The sequence below is a fragment of the Pseudomonas sp. 1D4 genome (assembly GCF_001728925.1).
Classification (GTDB): Bacteria; Pseudomonadota; Gammaproteobacteria; order Pseudomonadales; family Pseudomonadaceae; genus Metapseudomonas; species Metapseudomonas otitidis.
Window position 1 is genome coordinate 31,364 of the sequence record NZ_LXJQ01000003.1, and the last position, 18,023, is coordinate 49,386.

The window sequence follows — 18,023 nt, forward strand, 5'->3', positions numbered from 1 at the left end:
AGGAGACGTGATGGAAGGGGGCGAGCGTGGGGCCGTTCTGGCGGTGTTCGAGGACCTCGGCGGCTACGGCGCCGTGGCGCGCCAGCAAGGGGAGGGCGGCGGTCCGCTGGTGGGGCACCTGCTGAAGACCAACATCCAGCTGGCGGCCATCCCGGTGTTCGCCCGCAAGGGCATCGACGACACCACGGTGAACGACCTGCTGGAGGCGGCGCGGGTGTCGCGGCGCACCTTCTACAAGCACTTCGCCAACAAGATGGACGTGCTGGCGTGCATCTACCAGACCTCGGTGGTGCTGCTGCTGGAACGCTTCCGCGCCCTGCGCGAAGCCAGCGGCAGCGACGAGGCCTGGCTGCGCGCCATGGTGCGCTGCTTCTTCGACTACCACCTGGCCGTCGGGCCGATCATCCGCCTGATGCAGGAGGAGGCCATGCGCAGCGGCTCGCCCCTTGCCAGCCACCGCCGGCGGGCCCATGAAGCGCTGGTGGCGCTGCTCGACGAACGCCTGCGGATCAGCGGGCCGGCCCTGGAGCCACTCACCGGGCGGGCGTTGATCTGGGCGCTGGAGGCCGCCTCCCTCGACCTGCTCGCCAGCGCCGCGCCCCGTGCGCAGATCGAGCAGGCCACGGCGGTGCTCGGCGACCTGCTGATCGCCGCCCTGCGCCCCCAGGCCGGGCCGGTGTGACACAACCTTAGGCTGGGCCACCGGCTCCGTGGGGGCGTGCTCTGATAAGGCACCGACAATAACAACCACGAGGTGCCTCCCATGACCGCCACCAGCCTGCCGATGATGCCCCCGCTGGCCGTCGGCGTTGCCCGCCTGGGCTTCGGTTCGCTGCCGCTCGACCGGCTCAAGTCCCGCTACGGCAACGCCGAGTCCGGCTCGCGCTACATCGAACTGGACGGCTTCAACGTCCACTACCGCGACGAAGGCAGCCGGGACAAACCGGCGTTGGTGATGATCCACGGCGTGGTCGCCTCGCTGCACACCTGGGATGGCTGGGTGAAGGCCTTCGCGCCGCACTACCGGATCATCCGCTTCGACGTCCCCGGCTTCGGCCTGACCGGCCCCAAGCGCAGCGGTGACTACTCCGGCGAGCGCATGGTGCGCATCCTCGGCCTGCTGCTGGATCACCTGCGGGTGGATAAGGCCTCCATCGCCGGCAACTCCCTGGGCGGTTACATCGCCTGGAACTTCGCCCTGGCGCAGCCGCACCGGGTCAACCGCCTGGTGCTGGTGGACCCGGCCGGCTACCCGATGCGCAAGGTGCCCTGGATGATCGCCGCCGCTGCGCTGCCGGGCGCCACTGTGGCGATGCCGATGTGGATGCCCCGCGCGCTGATCGCCCAGGGCATCAAGGAGGTCTACGGCGAGCCGGGGCGGATCAAGCCCGGCGTGGTGGACCGCTACTACGACCTGACCCGCCGTCCCGGCAACCGCCGCGCGATGATGGAGATCTTCCGCGTGCTGCTGAAGGTCAACAAGGACGAGCTGGCAGGCACCCCCGAGCGCGTCGCGGCCCTCCAGGCACCCACCCTGCTGATGTGGGGCGAGCGCGACCGCTGGATCTCGCCCAAGCACGTACCGCTCTGGCAGCGCGACGTACCGGGCATCCAGGTGCTCACCTACCCGGGCGTCGGGCACATCCCCATGGAAGAAATCCCCGAGCAGACGGCTGCCGATGCACTGCGGTTCCTGCAGGGCTGAGCCCGAGCACAGCAACCAAGCGAGCGCCGCTTCCGCCTGTGGATAACACCCGGGAGCTGCGTTTTCGGTCAGGTATGTGGAGTAGTCATCGCGCTGGCGTAGGGGAGGCGTAGGGTGGGCTTCAGCCCACCCTACGGGGCCTGAACCTGGAAACGAAACGGCCCCGAAGGGCCGTTGCGCATCACTGCCGGTGGATCAGGCCGCTGCGGGCAGCCCGTCGAACTCTTCCCGGGTCTTGTACATCAGGTCCCGGTTGTCGTGGATCCAGGGGTGGAAGCCCTTCTTGAAGAAGTCCATGTACGCCGGGATCAGTTGGCGGAACATGCCGTTCTTGCCCCACATCCAGCTCAGGCCATCGCGCCAGACACGCCAGTTCCACAGCAGGCCGTCGCGCTTGAGCATGTGGATCAGCCCGCGATGGGTGTCGAGCATGAAGAAGAAGGTGCCCATGATCATTGCCCGGCGCAGCAGCTTGCGGCTGCCACAGACCTGGTTGTAGACGTCGAAGGCCACCGCCTTGTGCTCCGTCTCCTCCAGGGCGTGCCAGCGCCACAGGCGGGCCAGGGTCGGGTGGGCACCGGCGATGTGCTCGGGGTGCTTGAGCAGGCCGTCCGCCATGATCGCGGTGATGTGCTCCAAGGCCGCCGTGGCGGCCAGTTGCCGGCGCGGCGAGAACTTCTTCTGGGTGTAACGGATGCGCGCCTGGGCGCGGCGCTCGATGCGCCCCACGTCATAACCCAGGTCGCGCAGGCGGGCGCTGTACTCCAGGTGCTCACGGCTGTGGTGGCCTTCCTGGCCGATGAAGCCACGGATCTGCTCCTTCAGCACCGGGTCGGTGATCTCGTCGCGGAAGTGCCGCACCGAGTCGATGAAGAAGCGCTCGCCATCGGGAAAGAGCACCGACATGGCGTCGAACAGGTGGGTCTTGAAGGCATCGCCGCTGTGCCAGTGGCGGGGCATCGGATTGGGCAGGTCGAAATCCATGTGACGCGGGCGGATTACCAAACCTTCTGGGGTCGTGCTGGTCATGGGGACTCCCTGAGTCGGTTCAAACCACGGCCGCACTCTCGCTTGCGGGGCTTTGTCGGACAAGGTTATCTTCTGCCAATTGTCAGGTCATATCTGGCCACGGCCGACCCATAAGAAGACCCCATGAAACAGCCGCTGACCTTCTCCGCCGAGCTCGTTCCGGTTGCCTATGCCGAAGCCCTGCTGAGCCTGGCCGAAGAGCTGGGCGTCACCCGCGAGGCGCTGTTCAGCGCCGCCCGCGTGCGCCCGGAAGTGCTGCAGAGCCCCAACGCACGGCTCTCCTTCGTCGACTTCAATCTGCTGGCCACCGCTGCCCTGGTGCAGTGCAACGAGCCGGCTCTGGGCCTGGTGCTGGGCCAGCGGCTCAACGTCTCCACCCACGGCATCCTCGGTTACGCGGTGCTCTCCAGCGCCAACCTCGGGCGGGCGCTGCAGTTCGCCATGAAGTATTACCGGGTGCTGGGCCTGGCCTATGAGCTGGAGCTGGTGGAGCAGGGTGACTGCCTGCGGCTGGAGGCCACCGAGTCCTTCCCCATGGGGCCACTGGGGCGCTTCGCCGGCGAGGGCCTGCTGACCAGTTTCTGCACCATCGCCCGCTTCCTCGTCGCCGAGCCGCTGCTGGGGCTGCAGGTGGGCTTCGCCCACCCCGCGCCGGACTACGCCGAGCGCTACGAAGCGGTGTTCGGCGCCCCGGTGGCCTTCGACCAGCCCTGCCACTGGATGAGCCTGCCCACGCACTACCTTGACCGCCCCATGGCCCTGGCCAACCCGGCCACGGTGCAGATGTGCGAGCAGCAGTGCGAGGCCATCCTCGCCACCCTCGACGTGCAGGACGCGCTGCTGACCCGCGTGCGCCGCCTGCTGCTCACCCGCCCCGGCGGCTTCCCCGACCTGGACAGCGCCGCCCGTGCCCTGCACACCAGCGGCCGCAGCCTGCGCCGGCACCTGGCGGCCATGGGCACCAGCTACCAGCAGGTGCTCGACGAAGTGCGCAAGGGGCTGGCCCTGCAGTACCTCACCACCACCCACCTGCCGCTGTTCGAGATCGCCGCGCTGCTGGGGTTCAGCGACCCCTCCAACTTCCGCCGCGCCTTTCGCAAATGGACGGGCAGGCTGCCGAGCGATTATCGTGCCGACCCTTGATCGACCCGCACCAGGCGCCGCAGAGCGCCGCCCCGGAGATGCCCGATGAACCCGTCCACCGCCCTGATCCGTGAAACCTTCCCCGTCGGCCCGCTGCAGTGCAACTGCACCCTGATCGGTGACCCGGTCAGCAAGAAGGCCATCGTCGTCGACCCGGGCGGCAACCATGAGCAGATCATCGCCCGCCTGGAGGCCCATGGCCTGAAGCTGGTCAGCATCATCCACACCCACGCGCACCTGGATCACTTCCTCGCCTCCGGCGAGCTGAAGAAGGCCACCGGCGCCACTCTGCACCTGCACAAGGAAGACCAGTTCCTCTGGGACAACCTGGAGATGCAGTGCCGCCTGTTCGGCGTGCCCTACAAACCGGTGCCGGCGCCCGACCAGTGGCTGGCCGACGATGAGGAGCTGGCCTGTGGCTGTGGCGTGGCACTGCACACCCCTGGGCACACTCCTGGCTCCATGAGCTTCTGGTTCCCCGAGGCCAGGCTGCTGATCGCCGGCGATACCCTGTTCCGCCGGGGCATCGGCCGCACCGACCTGTGGGGCGGTGACTACGCCACTATCGAACGCTCCATAAAGGGTCGCCTCTACACCCTGGACGAGGAGGCCACCGTGGTCACCGGCCACGGCCCCGACACCCGGCTGGGCGACGAAATGCGCGAAAACCCGTTCGTCCGAGCCTGAGGCACGGAATTTCCGTAGGGGGCCATGCTCTAACAGGCTGTTGAAAAACGTAGACGAGGCAGCCGATGCCAGGCGAAATCGGCCGAAAAAGGCGCAGTTTACGTGTGTAAATGAGCATTTTGAGGGCGTTTTCAACGCCGCAGCGGCAATGCAGTTAGTTTTTCAATTGCCTGCTTATCCGTCGGCAGTCCACTGGGTTGCCTGTCACACAGGAGTAGAGAGTCCATGTTCACCATGCGTCGCCTGATCGTCGCCGCCCTCGCCGTGGCCACCTTGTCAGGTTGTGCTTCGCAGAATCCCTATGAGAACCAGGGCCAGGCGCCCCGCCAGGGCATGAGCAAGACCGCCACCTACGGCGGGCTGGGCGCCCTGGCCGGTGCCGTCGCCGGTGCTGCCATCAACCACAAGAACCGGGGCAAGGGCGCGCTGATCGGCGCAGCGGTCGCCGGTGCGGCGGGCGCGGGCTACGGCTACTACGTCGACAAGCAGGAAGCGGAGCTGCGTCGCAGCATGGAAGGCACCGGCGTCCAGGTGCAGCGCCAGGGCGACAGCATCAACCTGGTGATGCCCGGCAACATCACCTTCGCCACCAACTCGGCGGACATCGCCAGCAACTTCTATGGCCCGTTGAACAACCTCGCCTCGTCGTTCAAGCAGTACAACCAGAACAACATCGAGATCGTCGGCCACACCGACAGCACCGGCAGCCACCAGTACAACGTCAACCTCTCGCAGTTGCGGGCACAGAGCGTGGCCAACTACCTGATGGCTCAGGGTGTCGAGCCCGGTCGTCTGAGTTCTCGTGGCATGGGGCCGGACCAGCCGGTCGCCAGCAACACCACCGAAGCCGGCCGCTCGCAGAACCGCCGGGTGGAAATCAGGCTGACCCCCATCCCCGGTGCCCAGGCTCCCCAGCAGTATTGATCCTCCCGGCCTGATACAGGCCACCACTTCATGGCCTCGCGCACCCGCCCGGGATGGCGCCGCCGGGGCCTGAAGTGCCTATCCCCGCGTTTTCACCGCTGCTACCGGCCCCGGCTTTCGTCCCCTGCCTGCCGTCTGTCGTCTCATTGCTGGCACGGGGCTAGTGCGCGGAATCCTGACTAGACTGCCGAAAGGTGACCGCGAATCAATGCTGATCATCAGCGACGCCCCTTGATTGTTCCCCCTGCGTGTCGCCACAAGGACAGGAGCATGCATGGACGACCGACCCTGGATTCCCGACAGGAAACCCTGGCTGCCCGTGGCAGCCGCGCTGGTCCTGCTGGTTGCGCTGGGAGCCCTGGTGGTCTGGCAATGGCAGGCCCAACGGGCCCGTTATGAGGCCGAGAACCAGCAGCGTTTCGACATGGCGGTCGACGAGGTGGCCCAGCGCATCAGCGACCGGATGCGCGCTTATGAAATGGTGCTGCGCGGTATGTCGGGGCTGCTGGCCGGCAGCGAGGAAGTGTCGGCCGACGAGTGGGCACAGGCCGTGGACCAGCTCCAGTTGCAGGACCGCTACCCCGGCATCCAGGCCCTTGGCTGGAGCCGCTACCTGGCGCCGGCCGACCTCCCGGCCCAGGCGGATGAAGAGGGCGGCCGAGCGGAGATCCGCCCGTTTCCGCCCGGCGAGCGTGAGCGCTACCTGGTCATCACCTACATCAGCCCGCTGGACTGGCGGAACAAGCGTGCCCTGGGCTTCGACATGCTCAGCGAGCCGATGCGTCGGCAGGCCGTGCAGGCCGCGATAGATAGCGGCGAGATGCGGCTGACCGGCCCCATCGTCCTGCGTCAGGACGAGGACAACTCGCCGCTCAAGGGCCTGGTGCTGTTCATGCCGGTGTATGGCCACGACGCGCCGGCCACCGCGACCGAGCGCCGCGAGGCGTTCATCGGCACCGTCTACGGCGCCTTCCGCGTCCAGGACCTGATGGCTGGCATTCTCGGGGCTCAGGCGCGGCTGTTCGACATCGAACTGGTGGACCTGCAATACCCCGATCAGTCCCTGCTGGACCCGCACGACGCTGTCGTGCCCGCCCTCTACCAGGGGCGCCGGGAGCTGCGCCTGTTCGGCCGCGACTGGCAGTTGCAGGTCACCGGCACAGCGGCCTACGTCAGCCTGCAGAGTGATGGCGGCCTGCGCTTCACCCTGGTCGCCGGGTTGTCGGCCGCGCTGCTGCTGTCGTTGCTGGCTGGGGCTTTCCTGTACCTGCGCGAGCGTGAACTGCTGGCGAGCAGCAAGGCCGCCGCCCTGCTGCAGGAGCGCGAAGCACACCTGCGCGCCCTGGTGGCACGGCTGCCGGTGGCCACGCTGCTGTGTGAAGGCGACGGGCGCATCGAGCTGGCCAATGACAGCGCCGGGGAGTTGCTGGGCTGCGATTCTGGCTGGCTGGTGGGGCAGCATGCCCTGCGCTTCCTGCCGGGTGCCAGCGGGTTGCAGGCCCTGGCCCTCGAAAGCGAACGCGCGTCGGGCGGCGAATACGAGGCGCGCTGTGACGACGGCCGGCGCACGCCGGTGGCCCTGCGCCTGACCCGTATCGACCGCGCCGATGGTCCCCGCTACCTGATCAATCTGCTCGACCTGCAGGCCCGGCGCAGTGCCGAGGAGCGTTTCCGCCTGGTGGTCGAGGCTTCGCCCAACGCCATCCTCCTGGTGGACACCGGCGGGCGCATCGCCATGGTCAACCGCCAGGTGGAGCAGATGTTCGGCTACAGCCGGCAGGAACTGCTGGGCGAGCGGGTCGAGCGACTGTTGCCGGTGGCCCTGCGTGAGGCCCATGTGGGACTGCGCCAGGGGTTCCAGGCCAACCCCGAGCCGCGGCGCATGGGTGGCAACCGCGAGCTGTTCGGCCAGCACCGGGACGGTCATATGATCCCGCTGGAGGTGGGGCTGTCGCCGATCCGCGGCGACAGCGAGACCTGGGTCCAGGCCGTGGTGATCGACATCACCGAGCGCAAGGTCGCCGAGCAGCGCCTGCGCGAGCAGGCCGAGCAACTGATGTTGGCCAATCGCTACAAGTCCGAGTTCCTCGCCAACATGTCCCACGAACTGCGCACGCCGCTCAACAGCATTCTCATCCTCAGCGACCAGCTACGCCAGAACGCCGCCGGTAATCTGTCCGACAAGCAGTCGCGTCATGCCGACATCATTCACCGGGCTGGCAACGACCTGCTGCAACTGATCAACGACGTGCTCGATCTGTCCAAGGTGGAAGCCGGGCGCATGCAGCTCAGGCTGGAGCCGCTCAACGTCCGCGACATGCTGGTGGAGCTGGACGCCAGCCTGCGACCGATGGCCGAGCTCAAGGGGCTGCAGTTGGTGAGCCGGGCCGACCCCGGAGTGCCACGGGTGATCCACAGCGACCGGGTGCGCCTGCACCAGATCCTGCGCAACCTGCTCTCCAACGCCCTCAAGTTCACCGACCGGGGTGAGGTGGAACTGACCGTCTCGGTGGACACCCAGGACCTTGGTCCCGGCCGCGAGATGCTGCGCTTCAGCGTGCGCGACACCGGCATCGGCATCGACCCCGAGCAGCACGAGCGGGTGTTCCAGGCCTTCCAGCAGATCGACGGCTCCACCAGCCGGCGCTTTGGTGGCACCGGCCTGGGCCTGGCCATCACCCGCCAACTGGTGCTGGCCCTGGACGGGCAGATCAGCCTGCGCAGTCGCCTCGGCGAAGGCGCCTGCTTCACGGTCTGCCTGCCGGTGGCCGTGGGGGCGCTGGAGCCGGAAGTGGAGCAGGCCGAACCGGTGCGCAATGGTGAGGGGCCGCCGGTGCTGATCGTCGAGGACGATGCCGGCTTCGCTGCGGTGATCGCCGAAGCGGCCCAGGGACACGGCTTCTCCACCGTGCTCTGCGGTAATGGTCATCAGGCGATGGCGCTGTTGCAGGAGGAGCACTACGCAGCGGTCATCCTCGACATCCTCCTGCCCGACCTCAGTGGCTGGCAGATCTACCGGCACCTGCGCGGTCTGCCCGCCCACCGTGGCACCCCGGTGCACATCATCTCCTGCGTGCCGCAGCCGCCGGACTGGAACGACAGTGACACCCGCTACCTGGTCAAACCCATCGGCCGCACGGAACTGGAGCAGGTCTTCGGCGGCCTTGGCGAGCCGGACCAGCAGGGTCACCGGGTGCTGTTGGTGGAAGACGTGGAGGTGGAGCGCGACCGCTACCGCGAGCACCTGCAGCAGCAGGGCTTCGAGGTGGTGGCGGTGGGCACTGCAGAGCAGGCCATCGTCGCCTACGAGGCCGCCACCTTCGCCGCCATCGTGGTGGACCTGAACCTGCCGGACCTGGACGGCTTCGAGTTGCTCGATCGCCTGGACGCCCACCGCTCCCTGCAGGGCGTGCGCGTGGTGGTCAACACCGGGCTCGATGTCGGCCAGCAGCACCTGCAGCGCTTGCGCCGCTATTCGGCGACGCTGGTGCCCAAGTCCGCCACCGACCAGGCTGCGCTCGGCGAGGCGGTTCAGGGCTTTCTCGACAGCCTGCACACGCAGCCGGCACCGAACGGGCATTCCGCCCTGGAAGGCGCGCGGGTGCTACTGGTGGACGACGATGTGCGCAACATCTACGCCCTCACCGCCGTGCTGGACGAAGCCGGGCTACGGGTCACCCCGGCGCGCGATGGCAGGGAGGCCATCGCCTGTTTCCAGCGCGAACCCTTCGACCTGATTCTCATGGACATGGCGATGCCCAACATGGACGGATACACCGCGACACGGACGCTGAAAGAGGAACACGGTTGCCACATCCCGGTCATAGCCCTGACGGCCCACGCCATGAAGGGCGACCGGGAGAAATGCATCACCGCCGGGGCCGACGACTACCTGGCCAAGCCGGTGAACCGTCAGGAGCTGCTGGACATGCTGGAGCGCTGGCTGGCAGCCGCCGGAGGTCGCCATGACGCAGCCATTGCCTAGGCTCAAGGCCCCCGAGAGCATCCTCCTGGTGGTGGACGACCGCCCGGAGAACCTTGCCGCCATGGAGGCGGTGCTGGGCGATTCCACCTGGGAGGTACGCACCGTCGACTCCGGCGAAGCGGCCCTGCAGGTGCTGCTGGAGGAGCAGGTGGGGCTGGTTCTGCTGGACGTGCAGATGCCCGGCATGGATGGCTTCGAAGTGGCCCGGCTGATGCGTGGCAGCCCGAACACACGCTATACGCCGATCATCTTCATCTCTGCCATTGCCCACACCCAGGAAGCGGTGTTGCGCGGCTACTCCACGGGCGCAGTGGACTTCATCCTCAAGCCGTTCGATCCGCAGGTACTGCGGCACAAGGTGCAGGCATTGCTGGACCACGAGCGCAACCGGCGCGACCTGTTGCAGCTCACCCAGCAATTGGACAGTGCCCGGGCGTTCAACGCCTCGGTGCTGGAGAACGCCGCCGAAGGCATCCTGGTGGTGGGCGAGGACGGGGTGATCAGCTTCGCCAACCCGGCCATGGCGCTGATGCTCCAGGGCACCGTCAGCGACCTGGAAGGGCGCGAGTTCCTCAGCCTGATCGCTGCCCCCGAGTACGCCGGAGACTGGCGCCTGTCGGACTTCTACCGGCATTGGAAGCGCGGCGAGCCCTACCGTCTCCACGACGCGGCGCTGAAGACCCAGACCGGCGGCAGTCTGCCGGTGGCGTTGTCATGCGCGCCGCTGCCCAGGGCCCAGCGCTCGATGGTGGTGATCGGCCTGGACATGTCGGCGGTGCGCCAGTTGCACGCCCAGCTGGAGGCCCAGGCCATCACCGATTCGCTCACCGGGCTGCTCAACCGGCGCGGTTTCTACCAGGCCCTGGAGTCAGCCCTGGCGCGGGTCGAGCGCAACGGCAAGCGCATGGCCGTGCTGTACCTGGACCTGGACGGCTTCAAGCGCATCAACGATTCCCTCGGCCACGACGCCGGCGACCAGGTGCTGCGCCGCGTGGGTGAGCAACTGAAGACCTGCATGCGCCCCTACGACATCCTCGCGCGCATGGGGGGCGACGAATTCACCGCGCTGATCGACTCCCTCGACCACCCGGAGGATGCGGCCCGGGTGGCGGAGAAGCTCATCGAGCTGGTCTCGGTGCGCTACCGGGTGGACGGCATTGACGTCACCCTCGGTGCCAGCGTCGGCATCGCCTGTTTCCCCGAGTGCGGGCAGACGGTGGACGGCCTGCTGCGTGCCGCCGACATTGCCATGTACGAGGCCAAGCGCGCCGGGCGCCAGCAGTACCGCTTCTTCTCGCCGGAGATGAACGGCCGCGCGCGCTCGCGGCTGATGCTGGAGGAGAGCCTGCGCAACGCCATCGAGCAGGACGACTTCGTGCTGGTCTACCAGCCCCAGGTGTACCTCGCCACCGGGCGCCTGCGCGGCTTCGAGGCGCTGCTGCGCTGGGAGCACCGGGTGGCCGGTACGGTCGCGCCCAACGTGTTCATCCCGCTGCTGGAGGAGACCCGGCTGATCAACCGCCTGGGAGACTGGATCTTCCAGCAGGGGGTTGGCCAGGGGCTGAAATGGCGCGAGCGCTTCGGCGAGGAGCTGGTCATCAGCCTCAATGTCAGCCCGGTGCAGTTCGGCATGCCGCACCTGGTGGAGGACTTGCGCCGGGCGCTGGAGCAGCGTGGTCTGCACCCTTCGCAGATCGAGGTGGAGGTGACCGAGAGCGCGCTGATGCAGGACCTGGACATCACCCGCGAGCAACTGCGCCAGTTGCGCGAACTGGGGGTGCGGGTGGCCATCGACGACTTCGGCACCGGCTACTCCTCGCTCGCCTACCTGCGCCACTTCGAGCTGGACACCCTGAAGATCGACCGGCTGTTCATCGCCAACATGCTGGAGTCGCCCCGTGATGCGGCAGTGGTCTCCACCATCATCGACCTGGGCCGCCACCTGGGGCTGGAGGTGATCGCCGAAGGGGTGGAGACGGTGGCACAGCGCGACTGGCTGATCGAGCATGGCTGCTCGGTGATGCAAGGCTTCCTGGTGGCGCCCGGCCTGCCCGCGGCCAAGGCGGACGAGTTTCCACTGCAGCTCGATTGGCAGGCGTTCGACGCCTCGCGGTAAAGCCGGCGAAGGCGGCCTACACTTGCGCCGACGGCGCGTGAGGTCGCCGCATTCGCAAGGAGCATCCTATGTATTGCCTGTTAGTCGCCTACCCCAACAACGAGGGGGGTACCTTCGATTTCACCTACTACCTGGAGAAGCACATCCCCCTGGTGCGCGAGCTGCTGGGAGACAACCTGGTCAAGGTGGAGGTGCAGAAGGGCCTGACCTCCGGCGACGGCTCGGCGGCACCGTTCCTGTGTACCGCGCACATCTGGATTCGCTCCATCGAAACCCTCCAGGCCACCCTGCGCACGCATGGCCAGGCCATCAACGACGACATCCCGCGCTACACCAGCATTGCCCCGCTGCTGCAGGTGAACGAGGTGCTGGGCGACTGAGGCTGCCAGTTGCTGAATGACGAAGCCCGCCGATTGGCGGGCTTCTGCGTTCCGGGGTCAGGAGCGGGGCGGGTGGCTCTGGTGCAGGGCCGCCAGCTCGGCGTCCTTGCGCTCCCAGAGCAGGTTGACCCAGAGCTGGAAATCCTTGCGGTAGGCCTCGTCCTGGTCGTAGCTGCGGCCGAGGAAGCCGGCGGGGATCGGCAGCGCCTCGATGCGCACCACCACCTCGCCGACCTGGCCGGCCATCAGCGCCCAGAAGCTCGGGTTGCCGCCGGGGTAGTGGATGGTGATGTTCAGCAGCGCCTCCAGTTGCTCGCCCATGGCGTCCAGCACGAAGGCCACGCCACCGGCCTTGGGCTTGAGCAGGTAGCGGAAGGGCGACGCCTGCTGGGCGTGCTTGGCCGGGGTGAAACGGGTGCCTTCAAGGAAGTTGAAGATGCCCACCGGGTTGTGGCGGAACTTGTCGCAGGTGCGGCGGGTGGTTTCCAGGTCCTTGCCTTTCTTCTCCGGGTGCTTGGCCAGGTAGGCCTTGGAGTAGCGCTTCATGAAGGGGAAATCCAGCGCCCACCAGCACAGGCCGATCACCGGGACCCAGATCAGTTCCTGCTTGAGGAAGAACTTCAGCGGGCGGATGCGCCGGTTGAACACGTACTGCAGCACCAGGATGTCCACCCAGCTCTGGTGGTTGCTGGTGACCAGGTAGGAGTGCTGATAGTCCAGCCCCTCCATGCCCTGCACGTCCCAGCGGGTACGCCGGACCAGGTTCATCCAGGTCTTGTTGCAGCTCACCCAGGACTCGTGGATGAAGCTCACCAGCGGGTTCAGCGCCTGGCGCACTGCCTGGAACGGCAGCAACAGCCGCAAGAGGGTGATGGCGAACAGCGGCCAGCACCAGAACAGGGTGTTGAGGGCGAGCAGCAGGGAGGCGAGGACGCCGCGCAGGGGCGCGGGAAGGACGCTGAGCATGGGAACCTCGTGTCTGGGCGGTCTGTGCCGCCCTGTTCGGTGGACGCCGTGCTGGTAGGCGCCCGTTGGTGGGCAAGGTTAACGGTTGTTCACTGGACTGCAAGCGCGAAGAGTGACCGGTCGGTCGCGGCGGATTCGGCGCTGCCCGACCCCCTCCCGGCGGGAGGGGGCATGCGGCTCAGGCACCGGGTCTGGTGGTGGCGGCCTGGATCGCGGTGAGGGCGATGGTGTAGACGATGTCGTCCACCAGTGCCCCGCGGGACAGGTCGTTCACCGGCTTGCGCAGGCCCTGCAGCATGGGACCGACACTGACCACCTGAGCGCTGCGCTGCACGGCCTTGTAGGTGGTGTTGCCGGTGTTCAGGTCGGGGAACACGAACACCGTGGCGCGCCCGGCCACTGCGCTGCCCGGCGCTTTCTGCCGGCCGACGCTGTCGATGGCGGCGGCGTCGTACTGCAACGGGCCGTCGATGGACAGCTCGGGCCGCGCGGCCTTGGCCAGGCGGGTCGCCTCGCGCACTTTCTCGACGTCCTCGCCGGTGCCCGAGTCGCCGGTGGAGTAGCTGATCATCGCCACCCGCGGGTCGATGCCGAAGGCGGCGGCGGAGGCGGCGCTCTGCACGGCGATCTCGGCCAGCTCCTCGGCGCTGGGGTCGGGGTTCACCGCGCAGTCGCCGTAGACCACCACCTGTTCCGGCAGGAGCATGAAGAACACCGAGGACACCAGCTTGTAGCCGGGGGCGGTCTTGATCAGTTGCAGGGCCGGGCGGATGGTGTTGGCGGTGGTGTGCATGGCGCCGGATACCAGGCCGTCCACTTCGTCCAGCGCCAGCATCATGGTGCCCAGCACCACGTTGTCTTCCAGTTGCGCGGCGGCCATCGGCGCATTGAGGCCCTTGCCTTGGCGCAGGGTCACCATGGGCTCGACGTAGCGCGGGCGCACCAGGTCCGGGTCGAGCACCTCCAGCCCCTCGGGCAGGACGATGCCCAGGGCGCGGGCCACGGCCTGCACGTCTTCGGGCTTTGCCAGCAGCACGCAGCGGGCGATGCCGCGCGCCTGGCAGATGGCGGCGGCCTGCACGGTGCGCGGTTCGGCCCCTTCCGGCAGGACGATGCGCTTGCCCGCCTGCTGGGCGCGTTTGACCAACTGGTGGCGGAACGCCGGTGGCGACAGGTGTGGCACGCGCGGCGTGCCGCAGCGCTCGCGCAGCCAGTCGTGGTCGAGGAAGCGGGCGATGAACTCGGTGACCTTCTCCGCACGTTCGCGGTCGTCCACCGGGATCTCGCGGTTCATGCGGTTGAGATCGGTGGCGGTGCCATAGGTGCCGCTGGCCACGCTGAGCACCGGCAGGCCGCCCTGCAGTGCGCCCTGGCACAGCTCCATGATGCGCGGGTCGGGCGGGAAGTCGCTGCACAGCAGCAGGCCGGCCAGGGGCACGCCATTCATGGCGGCGAGGCTGGCGGCGAGGATGATGTCGTCGCGGTCGCCCGGGGTCACCACCAGCACGCCGGGTTTCAGCAGGGGCACGGTGTTGGGCACGGTGCGTGCGCAGAGGATGATCTTCTGCACCCGGCGCTGGTCGTAGTCGCCGGCGTTGATCACCCGCGCGCCCAGCAGGTCGGCCACGTCGCGTGTGCGCGGGGCGTTCAGCTCCTCTTCCCAGGGGATGCAGCCAAGCAGTCGGAAGTGCTTGGCGCGCAGCAGGGCGGTGTTGTCCTGCAACTTCGGGCCGAGGGTGTCGTCGCGCACCTTGTTGAGGATCACCCCAAGCACCTTGGGATCGTCCGGGCCGCCGAAGAGCTGGGCCTGGATCTCCAGGCGGTCGGCCAGCTCGGTGACCGTCTCGTCCTCCGGGGCGGAGACCAGGATCACCTCGGCGTCCAGGCTGCGTGCCAGGTGTGCGTTGATCCGCGCCGCGTAGCTGGCGTGGCGGGTCGGCACCATGCCTTCGACGATGACCACGTCGCGACCTTCGGCCACCTGCTGGTAGCGGCCGACGATCTCTTCCAGCAGCTCGTCCAGTTGGCCGTCGCCGAGCAGGCGTTCGACCTGGGGCAGCTCCATCGCCTTGGGCGGGGTCAGGCCGTGGGTGCGGGCGATGAGTTCGCTGGAGCGTTCCGGGCCGAGGTCACCCGGGTGGGGTTGGGCGATGGGCTTGTAGAAGCCGACCTTGAGGCCGGCCAGTTCCAGGGCGCGGACCAGGCCGAGGCTGATGGAGGTCAGGCCGACACCGAAGCCGGTGGGGGCGATGAAGAAGGTATGCATGGGTGCCTCAGTTGAGCAGGGCGAGGGTGTCGAGGGCGATCTGCCGCTCCTCGTTGGTGGGGACGACGAGGATGCGGGTCCGCCCGTAGCGGTGGATGGGCCCGGCGATGCCCTGCACGCAGCGGGCATTGGCCTCCTGGTCGATGGCCAGGTCCAGCAGTTGCAGGTGGGCCACGGTCTTGCTGCGGATCAGCGGCGAGTTCTCGCCGATGCCGCCGGTGAAGATCAGCCCGTCCAGTTGGGGCAGGGCGCAGCTCATGGCCGCCAGGCTCTTGGCCAGGCGATAGCAGAACACCTCGATGGCCAGGGTCGCGCCGGGGTGGCCCTGGCTGCGGGCCTGCTCCAGGGTGCGCATGTCGTTGGACAGCCCGGAGAGTCCCTTGAGGCCGCTCTCGTGGTTCAGCACACGGGTCACTTCGTCCAGGCCCCAGCCCAGGGTGCGGGCCAGGTGGCTGTGCAGGTTGGGGTCGACATCGCCGCTGCGGGTGCCCATCACCGTGCCCTCCAGGGGCGTCAGGCCCATGCTGGTGTCGCGGCTCTGGCCGTTGACGATGGCGCAGGTGGAGCAGCCGTTGCCCAGGTGCGCCGACAGCCAGCTGCTGTCGCCGATGGACAGCCCGGCGATCTCTGCCGCGCGATGGCTCACGTAGCGGTGGCTGGTGCCGTGGAAGCCGTAGCGGCGCACGCCGTGGTCGCGGTAGAGCGACTCGGGCAGGGCGTAGCGGTAGGCGTGTTCGGGCAGGCTCTGGTGGTAGGCGGTGTCGAACACCGCCACCTGGGGCAATTGCGGGTAGACGCTCATGGCGGCTTCGATCCCCTGCAGTGCTGCCGGGTTGTGAAGCGGCGCCAGGGGCGAGATGGCGCGGATGGTGGCGAGCACGTCGGCATCCAGCCGCCGCGCCGAGGTGAAGCGCTCGCCGCCGTGCACCACGCGGTGGCCGATGCCATGGAGCTTGCCGCCGGTAACGGCCTGCACCAGCGGCAGCAACTGGGCGAGGGCGGCGCGGTAGTCGCCGTTGGGCAGCATCAGGCTGTCCTTCTCGCCACCGCGCTGCCAGCGCAGCTCGGCCTCCGGCGTGCCCAGGCGGTCGGCGATGCCGCGCAGGGGGAACTGCGAATGGGCCTCGCTGACCAGGGCGAACTTGATCGACGCGCTGCCACAGTTGATCACCAGGATATTGCGTGCGGGCATCTCGCCTCCTTGTCGGTTAGTCCTTGTCCTCGGTGTCCTGCTCCCTGGCGCACCAGCCACAGATAAAAGGCTGGCCGAGGTGCGCCTCGCGCTGCCGTGGGTCGAGGACCCAGGCCCGCGACTGCCACGGCGGCTGATGGCGCAGATGCTGAGTGTGCCCGCAGGAAAGCAGGGCCACCCAGTGGCCGTCCTCGTCCTGGCGGAAACCCAGCAACCGCGAGCCCCGTCCGTCAATCGGCGGGTCGCCATCGGCCGGTTTGGCAGTTAGACTTGCCACCTTTCCACTCTTATCCAAAAGGTCTCGCACCATGCTGATCGCCGCCAACAAGGCAGTCTCCATCGACTATACCCTGACCAACGACGCCGGTGAGGTGATCGACAGCTCCCGTGGCGGCGCGCCGCTGGTCTACCTGCATGGTGCGGGCAACATCATCATCGGCCTGGAGCGTGCCCTCGAAGGCAAGCAGGCCGGCGACGAAGTGAAAGTGGCCATCGAGCCCGAAGACGCCTACGGCGAATACAGCGCCGAGCTGGTCGCCACCCTGAGTCGCGCCATGTTCGAAGGCGTGGACGAGCTGGAAGTCGGCATGCAGTTCCACGCCTCCGCTCCGGACGGCGGCATGCAGATCGTCACCATCCGCGACATCGACGGCGACGACGTCACCGTCGACGGCAACCACCCGCTGGCCGGCCAGCGCCTGAACTTCGAAGTGAAGGTGGTCAACGTGCGTGAAGCCAACGCCGAAGAGATCGCCCACGGTCACATCCACGGCGAAGGTGGTCACCACCACTGAGTGATGACAGGCGATCTGCGGCGCGCGACGACGCGGATCGGCTGCTAAGCTCAAGCTCACCGGAAAGGCGCCCTCGGGCGCCTTTTTCGTCTCTCGTGCAAACCCGCGTCGATCCAGGAGTCTGTGAGATGAGTGCCTTCCACGACCTCAAGCTGCGTGCCCTCGACGGCCAGGAACTGCCGCTTGCTCCCTACAAGGGGAAGGTGGTGCTGGTGGTCAACGTTGCTTCTCGCTGTGGCCTGACGCCGCAGTACGCCGGGCTGGAGAAACTGCACCAGCAGTTCCAGGACCGGGGCTTCAGCGTACTGGGTGTCCCCTGTAACCAGTTCGCCGCCCAGGAGCCGGGCAGCGAGGAGGAGATCCGTGAGTTCTGCACCCTGAACTACGGCGTGACCTTCCCGCTTGGCAGCAAGATGGACGTCAACGGCGCCAACCGTCACCCGCTCTACCGCCTGCTGGCTGGCGAGGGGGCCGAGTTCCCCGGCGACATCACCTGGAACTTCGAGAAGTTCCTGGTGGGCAAGGACGGCCGCGTGCTCGCCCGCTTCTCGCCCCGCACCCCCCCCGAAGACCCCGCCCTGGTGGCGGCTATCGAGAAAGCGCTGGGCTGACGCTTCTTTCCCCTCTTCTTATGGCAGCACCCCGGGTGGATGGCGCTCCTCCCATCCACCAAACGAGGTGGCTGGGGAGTCCAGTGGAGCAGTTCTGCTGACCGGATGGCGACTGAAGTCGCTCAAGGGTTACTCCGGCGCAGGCCATTACTGCGGGGTAAGCTGCGCGGGCTTTCTGGCCCGAGATCACCCTGATCAATAGTGCTGTGCCGAGCGAGACGACCG

The 18,023-nt window shown here is 67.7% G+C and carries 15 protein-coding genes; 10 read left to right on the forward strand and 5 right to left on the reverse strand.

Features of this window, described 5'->3' with window-relative positions:
* The first annotated feature begins 10 nt into the window (after positions 1 to 10).
* A complete protein-coding gene (locus tag A7D27_RS02290) occupies positions 11 to 682 on the forward strand; it encodes a TetR/AcrR family transcriptional regulator (RefSeq protein WP_069563973.1) in 672 nt (223 codons plus the stop codon).
* Positions 683 to 763: 81 nt separating this feature from the next.
* Positions 764 to 1,705: an alpha/beta fold hydrolase gene (locus A7D27_RS02295; protein WP_069563974.1), complete on the forward strand. Its 942-nt coding sequence runs from the start codon at positions 764 to 766 to the stop codon at positions 1,703 to 1,705.
* A gap of 195 nt (positions 1,706 to 1,900) precedes the next feature.
* Here A7D27_RS02295 and A7D27_RS02300 read toward each other — a convergent pair whose 3' ends face one another.
* Entirely contained in the window at positions 1,901 to 2,734 is an 834-nt protein-coding gene (locus tag A7D27_RS02300; protein ID WP_069562277.1) for a metal-dependent hydrolase, read from the reverse strand.
* A gap of 123 nt (positions 2,735 to 2,857) precedes the next feature.
* On the opposite strand from A7D27_RS02300, the gene A7D27_RS02305 reads away from it, so the two are divergent.
* The 6 genes from A7D27_RS02305 (at position 2,858) to A7D27_RS02330 (ending at position 11,969) form a co-directional block, all read left to right on the forward strand.
* Positions 2,858 to 3,877: an AraC family transcriptional regulator gene (locus A7D27_RS02305; protein WP_069562278.1), complete on the forward strand. Its 1,020-nt coding sequence runs from the start codon at positions 2,858 to 2,860 to the stop codon at positions 3,875 to 3,877.
* A 45-nt stretch (positions 3,878 to 3,922) separates the two neighbouring features.
* The gene (locus A7D27_RS02310; protein ID WP_069562279.1) at positions 3,923 to 4,564 is read left to right on the forward strand and encodes an MBL fold metallo-hydrolase; all 642 of its coding nucleotides are present in this window, start codon (positions 3,923 to 3,925) and stop codon (positions 4,562 to 4,564) included.
* A gap of 225 nt (positions 4,565 to 4,789) precedes the next feature.
* Entirely contained in the window at positions 4,790 to 5,488 is a 699-nt protein-coding gene (locus A7D27_RS02315; protein ID WP_069562280.1) for an OmpA family protein, read from the forward strand.
* 274 nt (positions 5,489 to 5,762) lie between these two features.
* Positions 5,763 to 9,473, forward strand: coding sequence for a response regulator (locus tag A7D27_RS02320; protein WP_069563975.1), 3,711 nt, complete (start codon positions 5,763 to 5,765; stop codon positions 9,471 to 9,473).
* Positions 9,454 to 11,589 carry a bifunctional diguanylate cyclase/phosphodiesterase gene (locus A7D27_RS02325; protein WP_069562282.1) on the forward strand — a complete coding sequence of 712 codons (2,136 nt, stop codon included), beginning with the start codon at positions 9,454 to 9,456 and terminating at the stop codon, positions 11,587 to 11,589. The genes A7D27_RS02320 and A7D27_RS02325 overlap by 20 nt, the downstream gene beginning before the upstream one ends.
* 68 nt (positions 11,590 to 11,657) lie before the next feature.
* Positions 11,658 to 11,969, forward strand: a complete 312-nt coding sequence (locus tag A7D27_RS02330) for an EthD family reductase (RefSeq protein WP_069562283.1) — start codon at positions 11,658 to 11,660, stop codon at positions 11,967 to 11,969.
* Positions 11,970 to 12,026: 57 nt separating this feature from the next.
* On the opposite strand, the gene A7D27_RS02335 is transcribed toward A7D27_RS02330, so the two are convergent.
* From A7D27_RS02335 to A7D27_RS02350, 4 genes are all read right to left on the reverse strand, one after another.
* Complete coding sequence (locus A7D27_RS02335) at positions 12,027 to 12,935, reverse strand: acyltransferase (RefSeq protein WP_069563976.1); 909 nt, start codon at positions 12,933 to 12,935, stop codon at positions 12,027 to 12,029.
* Positions 12,936 to 13,113: 178 nt separating this feature from the next.
* A complete protein-coding gene (gene pta / locus A7D27_RS02340) occupies positions 13,114 to 15,201 on the reverse strand; it encodes a phosphate acetyltransferase (RefSeq protein ID WP_069562285.1) in 2,088 nt (695 codons plus the stop codon).
* 7 nt (positions 15,202 to 15,208) lie between these two features.
* On the reverse strand, positions 15,209 to 16,393 hold the full coding sequence (locus tag A7D27_RS02345; protein ID WP_069562286.1) for an acetate kinase: 1,185 nt from the start codon (positions 16,391 to 16,393) through the stop codon (positions 15,209 to 15,211).
* Positions 16,394 to 16,409: 16 nt separating this feature from the next.
* Positions 16,410 to 16,733: a DUF3565 domain-containing protein gene (locus A7D27_RS02350; RefSeq protein WP_083265505.1), complete on the reverse strand. Its 324-nt coding sequence runs from the start codon at positions 16,731 to 16,733 to the stop codon at positions 16,410 to 16,412.
* Between A7D27_RS02350 and A7D27_RS02355 the strand changes: the two genes are divergently transcribed.
* Positions 16,702 to 17,187 (forward strand): peptidylprolyl isomerase, encoded by a 486-nt coding sequence (locus A7D27_RS02355; protein WP_044411461.1) that lies wholly within the window; start codon positions 16,702 to 16,704, stop codon positions 17,185 to 17,187. The genes A7D27_RS02350 and A7D27_RS02355 overlap by 32 nt on opposite strands.
* A 128-nt stretch (positions 17,188 to 17,315) precedes the next feature.
* Positions 17,316 to 17,798, forward strand: coding sequence for a glutathione peroxidase (locus tag A7D27_RS02360; RefSeq protein ID WP_069562288.1), 483 nt, complete (start codon positions 17,316 to 17,318; stop codon positions 17,796 to 17,798).
* Positions 17,799 to 18,023: the final 225 nt, after the last annotated feature.